The sequence below is a fragment of the Vibrio bivalvicida genome (genome assembly GCF_001399455.2).
Taxonomy (GTDB): Bacteria; Pseudomonadota; Gammaproteobacteria; order Enterobacterales; family Vibrionaceae; genus Vibrio; species Vibrio bivalvicida.
The window spans coordinates 494,128-508,646 of the sequence record NZ_LLEI02000021.1; the positions used below are offsets into that span (position 1 = coordinate 494,128).

General features: G+C 43.2%; 16 protein-coding genes and 1 riboswitch. Of the genes, 7 read left to right on the forward strand and 9 right to left on the reverse strand.

Annotation, left to right across the window (positions count from 1 at the left end; genetic code table 11):
* Positions 1–63: 63 nt before the first annotated feature.
* The 4 genes from APB76_RS07470 to norR all read right to left on the reverse strand — a co-directional run bounded on the left by APB76_RS07470 (position 64) and on the right by norR (position 4,246).
* Positions 64–1,401, reverse strand: a complete 1,338-nt coding sequence (locus tag APB76_RS07470; RefSeq protein WP_049844893.1) for an MATE family efflux transporter — start codon at positions 1,399–1,401, stop codon at positions 64–66.
* 180 nt (positions 1,402–1,581) lie between these two features.
* The gene (locus APB76_RS07475; RefSeq protein WP_054962098.1) at positions 1,582–2,196 is read right to left on the reverse strand and encodes an HAD family hydrolase; all 615 of its coding nucleotides are present in this window, start codon (positions 2,194–2,196) and stop codon (positions 1,582–1,584) included.
* Positions 2,197–2,211: 15 nt separating this feature from the next.
* Positions 2,212–2,571 (reverse strand): glutaredoxin family protein, encoded by a 360-nt coding sequence (locus APB76_RS07480; RefSeq protein WP_049844895.1) that lies wholly within the window; start codon positions 2,569–2,571, stop codon positions 2,212–2,214.
* Positions 2,572–2,659: 88 nt separating this feature from the next.
* Complete coding sequence (gene norR, locus APB76_RS07485; protein WP_054962099.1) at positions 2,660–4,246, reverse strand: nitric oxide reductase transcriptional regulator NorR; 1,587 nt, start codon at positions 4,244–4,246, stop codon at positions 2,660–2,662.
* Positions 4,247–4,497: 251 nt separating this feature from the next.
* Here norR and hmpA point away from each other — a divergent pair, with 251 nt between their 5' ends.
* Positions 4,498–5,673, forward strand: a complete 1,176-nt coding sequence (gene hmpA, locus APB76_RS07490) for an NO-inducible flavohemoprotein (RefSeq protein WP_049844897.1) — start codon at positions 4,498–4,500, stop codon at positions 5,671–5,673.
* Between the two features lie 71 nt (positions 5,674–5,744).
* On the opposite strand, the gene APB76_RS07495 is transcribed toward hmpA, so the two are convergent.
* The 3 genes from APB76_RS07495 to APB76_RS07505 all read right to left on the reverse strand — a co-directional run bounded on the left by APB76_RS07495 (position 5,745) and on the right by APB76_RS07505 (position 7,093).
* Positions 5,745–6,284, reverse strand: coding sequence for a hypothetical protein (locus tag APB76_RS07495; RefSeq protein ID WP_049844898.1), 540 nt, complete (start codon positions 6,282–6,284; stop codon positions 5,745–5,747).
* A complete protein-coding gene (locus APB76_RS07500; protein WP_054962100.1) occupies positions 6,277–6,816 on the reverse strand; it encodes a YaeQ family protein in 540 nt (179 codons plus the stop codon). Before APB76_RS07500 ends, APB76_RS07495 begins: the two co-directional genes overlap by 8 nt.
* Positions 6,817–6,883: 67 nt before the next feature.
* Complete coding sequence (locus APB76_RS07505) at positions 6,884–7,093, reverse strand: cold-shock protein (protein ID WP_017034739.1); 210 nt, start codon at positions 7,091–7,093, stop codon at positions 6,884–6,886.
* Positions 7,094–7,447: 354 nt separating this feature from the next.
* On the opposite strand from APB76_RS07505, the gene APB76_RS07510 reads away from it, so the two are divergent.
* Positions 7,448–7,660 carry an alternative ribosome-rescue factor A gene (locus APB76_RS07510; RefSeq protein WP_049844900.1) on the forward strand — a complete coding sequence of 71 codons (213 nt, stop codon included), beginning with the start codon at positions 7,448–7,450 and terminating at the stop codon, positions 7,658–7,660.
* Between the two features lie 43 nt (positions 7,661–7,703).
* Here APB76_RS07510 and APB76_RS07515 read toward each other — a convergent pair whose 3' ends face one another.
* Positions 7,704–8,867, reverse strand: a complete 1,164-nt coding sequence (locus APB76_RS07515; protein ID WP_049844901.1) for a threonine/serine exporter family protein — start codon at positions 8,865–8,867, stop codon at positions 7,704–7,706.
* A 471-nt stretch (positions 8,868–9,338) separates the two neighbouring features.
* On the opposite strand from APB76_RS07515, the gene APB76_RS07520 reads away from it, so the two are divergent.
* Positions 9,339–9,704, forward strand: coding sequence for a hypothetical protein (locus tag APB76_RS07520; RefSeq protein ID WP_049844902.1), 366 nt, complete (start codon positions 9,339–9,341; stop codon positions 9,702–9,704).
* Between the two features lie 194 nt (positions 9,705–9,898).
* A complete protein-coding gene (locus APB76_RS07525; protein WP_054962101.1) occupies positions 9,899–11,065 on the forward strand; it encodes a D-alanyl-D-alanine carboxypeptidase family protein in 1,167 nt (388 codons plus the stop codon).
* A 57-nt stretch (positions 11,066–11,122) separates the two neighbouring features.
* On the opposite strand, the gene gbpA is transcribed toward APB76_RS07525, so the two are convergent.
* Complete coding sequence (gene gbpA, locus APB76_RS07530) at positions 11,123–12,580, reverse strand: N-acetylglucosamine-binding protein GbpA (RefSeq protein WP_054962102.1); 1,458 nt, start codon at positions 12,578–12,580, stop codon at positions 11,123–11,125.
* A gap of 72 nt (positions 12,581–12,652) precedes the next feature.
* Positions 12,653–12,740, reverse strand: a riboswitch (cyclic di-GMP riboswitch).
* Positions 12,741–13,112: 372 nt separating this feature from the next.
* Here gbpA and APB76_RS07535 point away from each other — a divergent pair.
* From APB76_RS07535 to APB76_RS07545, 3 genes are all read left to right on the forward strand, one after another.
* Positions 13,113–13,466, forward strand: a complete 354-nt coding sequence (locus APB76_RS07535; RefSeq protein ID WP_049844905.1) for a helix-turn-helix domain-containing protein — start codon at positions 13,113–13,115, stop codon at positions 13,464–13,466.
* 95 nt (positions 13,467–13,561) lie between these two features.
* Entirely contained in the window at positions 13,562–14,233 is a 672-nt protein-coding gene (locus APB76_RS07540; RefSeq protein ID WP_054962103.1) for a DUF3313 domain-containing protein, read from the forward strand.
* A gap of 12 nt (positions 14,234–14,245) precedes the next feature.
* Positions 14,246–14,461 (forward strand): DUF3820 family protein, encoded by a 216-nt coding sequence (locus APB76_RS07545; protein ID WP_049844907.1) that lies wholly within the window; start codon positions 14,246–14,248, stop codon positions 14,459–14,461.
* Positions 14,462–14,519 lie beyond the last annotated feature (58 nt).

A 14,519-nucleotide genomic window follows, 5' to 3' on the forward strand; every position in this document is an offset into this window, starting at 1 on the left:
TAATTATTCCTATGTGGTGATTTTTTAGACTATCGACATATGCCAGAGATTGCAATCAACAAATTACGCAGATTGCAGTTTGTGTTCGATTTGGCCCAGTGCTCTTTGGTACATGCTCCAAGCGCAAATACCCGCTAAGATATTGCCACCGAATGCCCCCCAGAATAGACCTTGGATACCACCAAGCTCAGCGCCTAACCATAGACAAGGTAAGTAAAACGCGAATAAACGTAACGCCGAGATGGTTAACGCTGTGTATGACTTACCTAGCGCATTCGATATCGAAACCATCAACATACAAACTCCTAGTGGACCAAGACTGAAAGGGACAATCGCTAGGTGGTAATTTAAAATGGTTTCAACTTCTGATTCGCTTGTCATAAGTACAGCGAGCCCATTTGAAGTGAGTAACGCGATAGTCGCAATAAGGACCTGAAAGCCAAGGACAAATTTACAAGCGATCACAACGAGCCTACGAATATCCACTAGATTGTTCGCTCCTAGCAGTTTACCAACCATAGGGGGCATTGACATGGTCAGTGCGAGAACCGAGACAATCGCGAAAAACTCAAAGCGAGATCCTAGTGCCCAAGCCGCAACGGCAGCAGTACCATAACTTGCTAAAAGTTTGGTGGCTAGCATTGATGACAAAGGTGGAAGTAATTGGCTGATCATTGCCGGCCCCATGATATTGCCTATAGAGCGAACACTACTAATGACGTGCAAATCGCTCCAGTCAAAACTCATCCAGTGTTTACGGGTGACTTTAGGTGCAACAATCAGGATACCGATACCAAAGGCAAGAATGGTTGCTATAGCCGCGCCATTGATTCCCATATCGAGTGTAAAGATAAAAATTGGATCCAGAACTAAGTTAAGTAGACTGGTTACCATCATCATAGTGCCCGGAAGCATGGTGTTACCATTTGCTCGACATACACTGTAGAAGAAATAAAGTACCGCACCGACCCAAGCGCTAACCAACCAATAAATCCAGTAGCTATCGATAATAGGAAGTACGCTTTCTGGTGCACTGAGCAACGATAGAATGGGCTCACGCACAAGATAGATAAGAACAGAAAACAGTGCGACACCAATACTCCCCATAGCAATAACAAGACCGCCAAGCTGTTTTGCATATCTCTGTTGATTTGCTCCAATCGCTTTGGCAATGACAGCAGTCGTCGCAATCCCTAGACCAACTTGAATACCGATAATTACCATTTGAATGGGTAGTGTAAAACCTTGGGCGGCTAGGGGAAGAATGCCTAGTTGGCCGATAAACGCACTATCTACAAGCTGAAAGCTCATAATAGACAAAACGCCAAATACCATCGGCCAAGTCATTTTAAATAGCTGTTGCCCAAGTGGAAGTGCTGTTTCTTGTGTAGTTGTCGTCATAGTATATTGTCGCTGGGGTCATTCAGACCAGTTATCGATTCTATAGGTTGCATAACAGCAACGTGTTCCCCTATACATCGTTACGCATCGGCGGTATTTCAAGTCTGAGTGAAAATTAATAGTGAATGGGAAAATAGGGTAAGCCACTCAAACGCTGAGCATATGCCTAATTTCTGAGCGTCATTGTGTAAGAGAAAGAGCTAAAACCTGCTCTAAGTCATCTAACTGCTCTACGACTAAAGATGCGTAAGTATCGAATTCACTCGGTTTGCCATGCGTGATTAAACAAGATGGCATATCTGCATTGAAAGCAGCCTGCAAATCGTATAGATGATCACCGACATAAAGGATTTGATGTCGTTCTAGGTTCCATTCATGCGTGAGTGAGACTAAAGAGTCGGGAGCTGGCTTAGGAGGAAAGTGCTCTCGAGTAATAACACGCCGAATACGTAGTTCATTGTGTAGTATTTTTTGTGCAGCCGCTTGGGCACAATTTCGGGTAATGATAGCGGTGAGCAACTGATTTGAATGAATAAAGCTAATAAGTGATTGGCACCCGGGCATGGGATACGATGAATTTGCGTCGTCTAACTCATGCTGAAGAATCAGTGCGTTTGCTTGTTGAGAAGTTTGTTCGCACTCGATTTGGTCAACAAAAGAGAGCAAATCTTTGTCTAGCGGGCAGCCGACTTGCTTTCTTAACCAGCGGAAGTCCATATCAGAGCTAACCAGAGTATTATCCAAATCAAAAACAATCGCTTTGATATGGCAAATATTCAAAGGTATATATGACATAGACGTTCCTTTTGCTTATGCGAACTCTTGCTCCAAGTACGCAACAATATCAGATGATTCATACATCCACTGTACGGCACCATCTTTTTCGATTCTTAGGCATGGTACCTTCACTTTACCGCCGCCTTCATGTAACTCTGCGCGGTGCGTCTTATCATTCTTTGCATCGCGAAGATCAAAATTGACTGATTGGCGCTTCATCGCACGACGTACTTTTACACAGAAAGGGCAAGCTTCGAACTGATACAGTGCCAGTGACTGTGCTTTTGCATCAACTTGTTGTTGAGCATCGCTAGAGCGTTTAACGCCCCTAGGTGAAAATACAAAGTTGAGCAGTAGGATAACGCGTCCTAAAAACCAGCGGATAAACTTCATAACAATCCTATTTATATAATTCTATGTTCAGATGACATTTACGTTACGCATTGTAACCGAGATGTGAACAATCTTAAATCTCAAAAGCTCAGCTAATCCTTAGCTGGTGTTTTTTGGTCACCTCGATGCCCAGACGTTTAGCGAGACGTGTTAGGTTGGCACGATCCGTTTTCAATGAACGAGCCGCTTTGGCCCAGTTAAACTCGGCGTCCGTCAAGGCTGATATGATTATTTTTCGTTGGTATTCCTCCGTAGCTTCACGTAGTCCTACAGAGGTGCCTAGTTCAGTTTGGGCACTTGGCGAGTCTTGGAGCGTATCGTTGTTACTCACAATTGACTGCAACTCACCAATATCTTCGACAGAGACGGTAATCAGCTTGCCATTTTTGCCACGGGCGCGAGCTTTCAGTGCTGCGCGGTTAATAACATGCTCTAATTCACGTACATTGCCCGGCCAGTTGTATCGAGAGAGAACAAACTGGGCATCTTTACCCAGCTTGATTTGTACGATGCCGAGTTTACGTCTTGCCTGCTCTAGGAAATAACCAGCAAGAAGTACGATGTCCCCGTTTCGTTCGCGTAGTGAAGGGACCGTAATTGGATAAACACTCAAACGGTGATAGAGGTCTGAACGAAAATGTCCTTGTGAGACTTCTTCTTTTAAATCTCGATTGGTAGCAGCTAATACGCGTACATCGATCGTTTCAACTTTATCTTGCCCTACAGGTTGAATTTCGTTGTTTTGCAATGCACGCAGAATTTTACTTTGCGCAGCGAGGGGAAGTTCACCTATCTCATCTAAGAACAGTGTTCCACCATCGGCTAAGGCAAATTTACCCATACGGGATTTATCTGCGCCAGTGAATGCCCCTTTAACGTGCCCGAACAATTCGCTTTCCACTAAATTCTCTGGAATGGCGGCGCAGTTAACATATACCAAAGGCTGTTTTTTTCGAGGTGATAGGTGATGCAGGCTACGAGCGACAAGTTCTTTGCCCACACCAGTCTCACCGTGGATCAAGATATTAAAGTTAGAAGGAGCAACCACTTCTATATCGGCTTTCAGAGCTTGCATTGCAGAACTACCACCGATGATTTCACCGCCGTCTCGATCCCACGCATCTTCATTCAATTCTTCAAAGCGCTGCTGAGTTTGTTTCGCCTGCTGCTCTAGCTGACTTACCGTTAAAGCAACTTTCAATGTAGATGCCGCGATTGCCGAGAGTGCATCTAGGCTGCGAGTTGGAAATTGCTCAAATACACCAGGGGTTAAGCTATCGAGCGTAAGAACGCCTAGCAGTTTATCGGCATAAAATAAGGGAAGCCCCATGCACGAATGCATAGGTAAATCACCATCGTAATCAAGTAATAAATTGTCAAATGGATCGGGTAAATGACTATCGGCATCGAACCTGACCGCGGTTTTTGACCCACAGATACGGGCAAACCGTGGATGCTCGTCTATCTTAAAACGACGGCCAAGTGTATCTCGGGTTAAGCCTTGAATCGCCAATGGGACTAATGTCTCTCCCTGTAGTGACAGTAGGGCAACACTATCACATTGAATCGATTTACGAATCGCATCTAGTAGGTTGTTGAATCGATCTTGGTCATTGTCGCCACGTGCGAGTCCAATCGTCATATCAATAAGGGTGGAGATCGAGATATCTTGCATAAAATTACCAACAGCAGCCAGAGGCAGAGCCTAAGAAAAATGGAATGTCGCTAAATTAATCACACTGTGTGCGGCAATGCAACATATATAAGTCAATATGACATATATGAAGAGTGTCTTAATGACTTGATGAAAGTGAAAAATGGTTGAAAAACTAGCAATTTAAGGTGTTATTCAGTTGGCACATTTCGTGCTTTTAACGGATATAAAAACAAAGATAACTAATGATAACTACTGAGGAGAAAGTCTCAATGCTTAACAATCAACATATCGAAGTCGTAAAGAGCACCATCCCACTACTAGAGTCAGCTGGCCCAGCATTGACGCAGCACTTCTATCAAAGAATGTTTAGCCACAATCCAGAGCTAAAAGACATCTTTAATATGACGCATCAGAAAACGGGTCGCCAAGGTGTTGCTCTTTTTGAAGCGGTTGCGGCTTACGCAAAAAATATTGAAAACTTGGAGGTGCTGACGTCAGCCGTTGAGCGTATTGCTCACAAACATACTAGCTTTAATATTCAAGCAGAGCACTACCAAGTTGTTGGTCATCACCTAATTGAAACACTAAGAGAGTTGGCGACAGAAGCCTTTACTCCAGAGGTGGAAGAAGCATGGACCGCCGCTTACCTGTTCCTTGCTCAAGTATTCATTGATCGTGAAGGAGAGCTGTACCTTCAACGTAAACAAGCGGTTGGTGGATGGCAGAATGCGCGTAACTTTGTCGTTAAGGAAAAAAAACCGGAATCAGAGCTAGTGACAAGTTTTATTTTGGCGCCGGAAGATGGGGGTGAGGTGTTAGATTACCAACCCGGTCAATATATTGGTATTGAGTTAAAACCAAGTCAGGGTGAATACAATGAGATTCGACAATACTCTTTGTCACAAAAACCAAATGGTAAAGATTATCGTATTTCGGTTAAGCGTGAAGTGGGTGAGCACATTGGCTTGGTATCTAACTTCTTACATGATGAAGTAAACGAGGGAGATAAGGTTAGCCTATACGCACCTGCGGGTGACTTCTACTATCAAGAAAAGCAGAAGCCAGTCGTGCTCATTTCAGCGGGAGTAGGGGCAACGCCAATTCAATCTATGATGCAAACCCTAGCCTCACAGGGTAAGAAAGATGTGAGCGTTCTCTATGCTTGTAACGACCAAAATCAACATACCTTCAAGGAAGAAACAACGCAGCTTGTACAGCAGAACAGCTGGAAGCGTTTTACTTGGTACTTAAACCAAGCGAGTGCTGACTTCTCGGGTGAGCTTGATCTGAATTTAGTAGCAAAAGAACTGCCGCTTGGTAGTGCAGATTTCTATTTATGCGGCCCGGTGGGCTTTATGGAGTCTGTTGTACGTCAGCTTGAGGCACTTGGTGTTGGGCGTGACCGAATTCACTACGAAGTATTTGGTCCACACACCTACCTCTAAATTTCTAAATCACATATGGCCCTCCTTGAGGGCCATTTTGTTTATCAGTTATTGCTGCGAGTAAGCCCTACTTAACTAAAAAGTCTTTTCAACCAAGTAAATGGGTTTACTGAGCCAGTTGTTTCTATGGGTGAGCGTTCTAACCCTAAATAGTAGCTTTGTAAATACTCAGTTCTTAGGGATTGAATATCATACTTATTAATTGAAGATACAAGCTCGGCTGTGTTGAGTGCGTGATCGTTGGCAAGGCTAAAATCAAGTTTCAAATAACCTTGTAGATAAAGCCACAAATGCGTCGAAAGGACCAACTGATCCACTCCTTGTTCTTCAAACTTGGAAGTGTACTCTGTACCCAAGTTATCATTGAATGCTTGATACATAGCTTGTATCGAATCAGCATTCGACTCCACATAGCTGCTCGCTTCTATGTGAGCTTTGGTTAGAATGCCAAGAAGGTGGTGAACCTCTGGGCTATCTGGTTTGTTGCGTTGCGCTTTTTCAAATATGGGTGAGTGAATCTGACATAACAGCAGCCACGCCTTGGTTTGATGTTTCACTGACGGCAGCGTGTCAGCACCAATGACTTTAAGCTGCTGGTGTAAATCAGTCATTAGACTGTAAGCTCTCTAGAGAAATTTCAAATGAGCCTTTGTCTGAATCAACGAATAAGCTATCTCCGGTGACCATCACAGACAGATCCATACTGCGCTCAATCACTTCTGAGAGTGCTTCAATGCTATCCCAATCAAATCGGTAAATGCTCGCATCGTATTGGTGAGCTTTATTCTTTGTCTGCTCCCACCAAACGTCTGATTTACTGTTGAACGAGAATACGTCGACCTTTTTAGCCAAGCGGCATGCTTTTTTAATGCGATCTAACGATGGTTCTCCAATATCAACCCAAAGTTGAATTTGGTCATCAAGAGACTTTACCCATAGATCGGGTTCTTCTGTAGTCGATAAGCCTTTAGTAAGTGCTAAATCAGGTTGCCATTTAACACAAAAAGCCAGTATGCGTGCCATCATACGAGGCACAGTTTCAGACGGATGCTGCGCGACGGTGAGCTGTGTTGAGTCATACAGATCGCGGTTGGTATCAGAAAGAGAAATTCGGAACTTATAGATAGTCGGTTTAAGAGCCATGAGCCTTACTTACATAAAAAAATAGCCAGCGTAATGCTGGCTATTGTAAAACTTTAGTACTAAAGAATTAAAGTACTTTGATGTTCTCAGCTTGTGGGCCTTTTTGACCTGTAGTAACTACAAACTCAACTTTTTGACCTTCAACAAGAGTTTTGAAACCGTCGCCAGTGATTGCAGAGAAGTGTGCGAAAACGTCTGGGCCGTTTTCTTGCTGGATGAAACCAAAACCTTTAGTTTCGTTGAACCATTTAACTGTACCAGTAACAGTGTTAGACATAATATATACCCTTGATAAATCTTGTAAAAGCCATACGGCACCGATAGCGTGGAAAAGGAGATTGCTATTGCGTACGACGTTACGGCAGATACTCAAGTAATCTAACGAAACGGCGAAATTAGACAAGAACCGTTTTCTAGCTGCGATCTAGTGTAAAGCGAAGTGCAACTAAGTCAATAAAAATAAGGAGCTATGTACAGTTAAATATTGTGTTTTCACTAGAAATTTGCGCTAGGTATAGTTTCGAAAATATTACTGATTGGCGTATAAATAGTGTAACATTCGTTTGGCTAGTGGATCGTACGGTTTTAGTACGTATTGGCTAGTATTTGATCATTAATTTTTGGAGGCTGTATGGCTAAGAAAAAACGCACAGCCGATATCGATGAGGTTTGCCTCATTAGTGATGTCGAGTTGGGAAGAGGCCAGGTAAAAGACAACGCATTAAAAGCGATGGTAACAAGTAAGCTTTACCGGGCGAAAGTTGAAAAAGCGAAAAAAGGTAAAGGCAGTTATCAACGTAACATGAAGCACAAGGGCAAAGAGCCCTATTCAAAAGCCGCTTAGTCAGCGGAATTTGAATAGGGCTTTTTCTTGTTTGATTGTTCGACTATCTCTCAATCTTAGGAGAGTAAATAGAGTAGGCGGTGATTTGGCCTGCGACGATCGCCGAGAACATGAATAGAGCCGAGAGGCCAATACTAGGGATGGGTAGTACAGATTGTTCGAATACCGACTGGCTGGCACTGACGAGCACTCGACTCCCAGGGACAAGAATAATGATCCCTTGCACAATATAGATAGAACCCGTTAAATCCATCTTTTTCGCGACCCAGGTGCCATATAGGGTTATTAGAACTGTGGTGATCCAAGTTCCGACCACCCATCCACTTTCAAAACCTAAATAGAATGGCCCCCACATACCCAGTGCAGCGACTGGTAATCCAAGCAAGATGTCTGTTGGACGGGCATTAAAAATTATTCCCAATGATATAGATATGAGGAAAAGGCCAAACACATGGAGCCCAAACGGTACTTCATTTGTGTATTCTAATGATTCCGCTTGCCCCCAAATCGCTTCACCAATACTGAGCCCCATCACTATGCCAACAAACAGCTTTATCAGCGTTAGTGCGCTTTGACCCAACAAACTGGTCCCTGACACTAAGTCATTAAATGCGAGACACTCTAATGAGTTAGCGATAGAAAGTCCGGGAACAAAGAGAACAATCGCAGCTATACATAAAGCCCATACTGGTACTGCCGCACCAGTGCTTGCAAACCAAGCAACTAGCATTCCAGTCACAAGTGCGGCGATAAACTCAACCGCAATAGAGCGACGAGCTTTACAAACCTGCTGAGCGCCCCAAACCATAAACCCTAACAATGCAGAAAACAGAACAGCATCCAAAGTACTGCCCACAAGCATAAGATATGCGGGTGGAATCCCCATATTTGCTAAAGCGATCACCCATTTCGGATAGCCCACGGGCTCGGGTACAGGTTCACTGCTGGGTTGATTAATTCGAATAATCGTATTTGCGAGCAAACTCAAATTAATTGAAGCGGGCTGGTGTCGTTTCATCACAACTGCATTGTTGTCATCAGGAAACTGATAGTTAACCGTAGTGGGAGTCGCTTGGATCATGACATCCACACCGTGTTTACGCGCGTAGAACTGAGTGTATTTTTCTAGCTTATAAGGGGCGCAGCCGCTGCGGTGAAGAGTATCGCCGATCTCTACAATCTTCTTAATTCGGTACTGGGAAGGCATGGCATGTGATACATAATAATTTGTGACGCAAAGGTATCAGAGCGCCTTCTTGGAGACGAGTCACAAAGTAGGGAACAGTGGCTAAGCTCACACAAAATTACTGACTTTTCGCTCGATTATGCATTGATTTTCGGAAACTAAGTTTTTAATCAGTTAAATGCTGAAAATTGGCGACACATTTAGTGCCTTATTTCACATATATTGAATTATTTTAAAGTGTAACAAATGTTATTTAAATGTAATAAGTAAAACGACACCTTTCGAGTTAATGCTTTAACTCCTGACCAGCAAAGAGTTCTTTTAAAATAATTATTTAACAATGAATTAACATTGGTTGTTCATATGAATTCTGTGTAATAAATCGATTCAAATATCGCTTGAATTTCGCTCTAAATGGGCGAAAATATACGCAAAATGAGTTTGCAGAAATGAAAGGATGCTTTTTCTAGTTTTTAAAAGCGAGGCGAAAAAATGAAACTATTTATTCTATTTATGGTGTCTATTACTGCAGGTGTAGCGTCGGCAGAACATCTTCATTCATTCTTGCTTGGCCTGTATATCTCAACAATGGCTGTAGGTAGTTGCTACTGGTTTGCATTCCGAAGCAGCCGCTTTCCTCAATTGGCTCTACTACTACTTATCTGTGGTCTGTTCTCGAAAATTGCTATTACTGTCGCAGGTGTATCGTGGGGCATGTCACAAGAGTTAATTAGCTCACCGTTCGTGTTTGCGCTGTCGTACTTGTTCTTCTCTATCGTCGCAACCTATGCTTGGTTTGTTCACAGAGAAAGGTTAATGGCCAAGCAGCAAGCTCAACAAGAGCTTAAAGCGGCGTAGTAAAAACTCAGCTAAAGATTTCATAAACCAGCGTGCTAGGCGCTGGTTTTTTGTGCCTATATATTGCGTATATTAAGATATTTACAAAAATCCTTACTCAATAGTAACGATTGATGTCAAAGCTGCTGATTCTATTGCAAGCTTGTCTATACTGAGGTCGTAACTAAACCATTCAAAGTGAGACGTCGCATATCATGACAACGCGTTTTCTAACAAACACAGCGGTTCTTTCGACACTTTCTCTTTCATTTGCTGCGTTTGCAGCGCCAACCATAATTCCTGATCCACCAACATTGGGTTCCAAAGGGTATATCCTGATTGATTACCATACTGGTGATGTGTTGGTAGAGAAAAACGCCGACAAAAAGTTAAACCCAGCAAGCTTAACCAAATTGATGACAGCCTACGTGGCAGGGCAAGAAGTTAAGAGTGGTAATATTGCTTTAGATGACAAAGTTCGTATCAGTCGTAAGGCGTGGGCGAAGAATTTCCCTGACTCTTCAAAAATGTTTATTGAAGTAGGTACAGATGTGTCATTGATCGATCTGTATCGTGGCTTGATTGTTCAATCTGGTAACGACGCCAGTGTGGCGATTGCTGAACATGTTGCAGGCAGCGAAGGCGCTTTTGTTGGCCTAATGAATAGTTGGTCGCAAAAGCTTGGTCTTGAAAACACCGGTTATACAAATCCACATGGCTTAGATAGTGATGGTCTGTACTCAACACCTCATGACATTGCTCTACTAAGCCAGGCAATCATCCGCGATTTGCCCGAGATCTACTCGCTATATAGTGAAACCTCTTATACCTATAATGGCATTACGCAATACAATCGTAATGGTTTGCTAAGAGATAGAAGCATGAACGTCGATGGCATGAAAACAGGTTATACAAGTGGGGCTGGTTATAGCTTGGCAACATCGGCAACCAATGGTGACATGCGTTTGATTTCGGTTGTTATGGGTTCAAATAGCACAAAAAGTCGAGAATCCGAAAGTAAACAGCTACTGAGTTATGGTTTTAGATTTTTCGACACGGTTTCGCCATCAAAAGTAACCGAAACATTGGCTGAAGCAAAAGTTTGGATGGGCAGTGCAGAGCTTGTGCCTGTCGGTGTTTCTGAGCAGGTTCTGATTACACTACCTAAAGGTGACGCAAAAAAACTTAAAGCGGAGATTGAGTACAACGAAGAACTCATTGCACCAATTAATCAAGGGGATGCCGTTGGTCAGGTTATCTACAGTGTAGACGGAGAAGAGGTGGCAAGTGCCACACTGATTGCCCAACAAGACGTTGAAGAAGGCAGTTTGTTCAAGAAATTGCTCGATTGGTTTAAGCGCTTAATCTCAAGTTGGTTCTAAATCAACTTAAACTAAGAAGAGGATGCACTAGGCATCCTCTTTTCGTTTATAGGTTAACTAAAGCTTACTCCAAGCCGATGGCCAATGAGAGCCGACCCCCGGTTCATACTGAGTGGCTGATGGGGACCACTGAATACAGTAACCAGAGTAAGGGAACTCTTTACACTGATAAACTGCGCCATCACTTGCAAGTACCTTTGTACCCGAAGTGTAGCTTTCTAAACCTTCAGGGAAGACAAAATCATAGTCGCCCGGTGGTGGTGTTTGATCTTCAACAAGATGGAAATCCAACGTATTTTGATCAAGCACTTTACCTTGTTCATCTTTCGTTACCACGACTAGCATATGGTGACCCGGTTCGGATTTAGACAAGGTCATCGTGGTGTTTTCAACATCTCCGTCTTTTAGCGACTCTGAATAAGAAGCTAAAGGCTCGCGGTGGTGGTTGTAGACAGTTAACTCAGCCGTTAAGTCGCCTGTCACAGTCAATGTTAGGTCCAGTTCTGTCGGTGAATCGCCAATCACGTATTCTGACTGTAAACCTGCGATATCTAAATCGTAATCAGGCTCGGGTGTTTCAAATTTATAGCCAATTTCAACGCTGTTTAGTCCTGAACCTGCTTTTAAGTAGACTGGGTTGGTTCCATAAACAGGTGTAAATTCACCTTGATCGTTTAACTGGCCTGAACGAATTTGGCTCTGCTCTTGGTTGATTTTACTGGCTAGTGCATAAGACCAGTTGTTCGCTTTACCTTGCTCTGCGTTTTGAATGACAAGCTCAGTGCGGTACGAAGGATTTTCACCATTGTTATCAAATACACGGGTATAAACCGAATCACCAACATTCAAATCTAACGCTGGATTAATCTGACCACCTTGGCTCCAATCAGGAATCACTGGGCCATCACCATCAAACTTCACATCAATTACGTTGTAGAAAGATGCCGCAGTATCACCCACATCCCACACCGCAAGGACAACTTGGTAACCCTCTCGTTCTGGAACATTACACAGGTGGCTCACACGTTTTGGTGGCTGAACCATGCCGCCATCTACAACACAGAAAGGCGTGAGATCAAATGAACTGCGTGCAAGAGGTAGGTTAGGATTCCAATCTGGTTTGGTAATGTAGTATTTCCAGTCTTTAGTCACGTGATTAGCGGTGAATGTCCATTCGAAGTACTGCGAACCAGATTTGATGGGGCGCTTAACCCAACGATTGGTTGTTTGTTCATCTAGCGCTGCAGCTAGTGACGTTTCAGCACTGGCTATTTTGCCATCTTTTGGCCCTGCTTGAGGGAAGCCATCAGGCCCTTCAACACTTTGTGGTTCATATTGGATCGCGCCACAGTTAGTGTTTTTTTCGTTGGTATCACTTGCTGGGAACTTACATAGAGCAGCACGACCTTCAGCAACACCATTTTCGTACGCCGAGACGTATCCATGGCCATAGCTGGCGCCGCTTGCACTAAGTAGTGCGATAGCAATGAGAGACTTGTTTGGGAGTTTGTTCATCATTTGTCCTTATCTAATGGATAACAAAAAAGATGACACTCCGGCACGCGAAACATTTAGCAAAACTTGCTAAATGGCAACCCCGCTATCATAGACATTATGTATCGACAGACCGGTGGCTTTGCGTCCTAACCTTTCGGATAGTTTGCCTGAAGTGCAGCTTATAACTGTTCCAATGATTATTAAGTAATAAGTTACCGAATGCTGTATAAGCAGGCGAAATGTAGCCAATGATAAATAGAAAAGCTAAGTCCATTCTAAAAATGTGGAATGATAATCTCGAACTGAATTGGTTGTAGAAAATTAACTTGCTATTTACATAGTTATCTACCCATTAACTCATTGAATAGCAATGGTTATTGCCTTTATATGATGGGTTTTGTGAATGATTCAAGAGGGGGGGGAAGGCACACTAAAACTGGCGAGACTGACTTTAAGCAGACAAAGCCTTGACTTTGACTTACCAAGCTCTGACAAGCTTATGTAGCAAAACGACGACAATCCATCCCAAAATGCTACACAAGGAATCATAATGGATTTTACCGACAAAGATAGAGAAGCTCTCTACCAAATCTGGATGTCAAAGAAATCAAAAATGCGTCTAACACAGATGGAATTTGCCAAAAAACTTGGAATGAACCAACTGAGTTTTTCTCGTGTTTTAAGAGGCGAAACACCGATCACCATGTCGTTTGTAAGCCACTTCTGTCGTTTACTTCATCTAGAACCTAAAAATGTGGTTCCAAGCCTAAAAGAGACCAATGAAAATGGACCAAAGGTGGTCTACCTGCAAAGCCGCATGAGTGTCGATGGTGAAATTCAAAACGCTTATATTGAAGGAAATCAAGTGATTGTCGAGTATGCGCATACCGTACATACGCCTTGAGATAAATATAATAAATTTGAATAGGATACAGGTAGACATCTGAACCTCATATGGTATAGCATTCTGGTTGATATTATAAAACCAGAGTGCGTTACATGAACTTTTTCAAGGCTTTGCTCCTTATTACTGTGAGTGTGTTGGTTGTCGGTTGCGCAAGTGGCCCCGTTCAACAAGCTACCAAGTTTACCAGTTATGAAGATTTCCGACCTGGCCCAGAGGGTGGTGTTGATCTTGTTTGGGCTCGTATTGGGTTAAGAGACGCGCACAGGCTGCAAGCAAAGCTAGGTGAGTATGACTCTGTTGTTATCGATCAGGTGTTCGTGGTTGCCGAGGAAAGTTCGTTAGCTCAGGAGGAGGTTCAAGAGCTTACCGATTTTATGATTGCCCGCCTTGAAGAGAAAGTTTCTGTTCATAGAAAGATCGTGCAAAAGCCTACGGCTCAAACCCTTCGCCTGAGTATTGCTCTAAGTAATGTGGAAACCCCTAACCCTGTACTTGCAGTAACCAGCAGTGTCTTACCATTCGGTTTGGCTATTTCAACCATCTCCAAGGTAACGACCGGTGAGCATACTAACGTTGGCAGCGCCAGCGTCGAATTGCTTGTCAGTGACGCACAAGATGGCACACCTTTGTTTGCGGCAATTGACCGAGAGGCAGGAAACAAAGATTTCTCTACTATGATTGATTCGCTTGATGATGCCAAAGATGCAATCAACTATTGGGTCGACCGATTAGGTGTTACTCTACAGGGCTGGGAAAAACCATAGAATGAAGTCACCATGCTTGAAAAAGAAAACCTAATTAAACTCGCGCGAATGCAAATGCCTTTTGGTAAGTACGCTGGTCGAGTGCTCATCGACCTTCCCGAAGAGTACTTACTTTGGTTTGACAAGAAAGGCTTTCCAAGTGGGGAGCTAGGCGATTTACTTAAGTTATGCTTGGCACTAAAAATCGAAGGGCTTGATAGCGTGGTTAAGCCTTTAAAGCGAATGTGACTCGCCACAGTAACATCAGTCTGTCACACGATATTAGGTATTTTCATGCAAAAGCGTC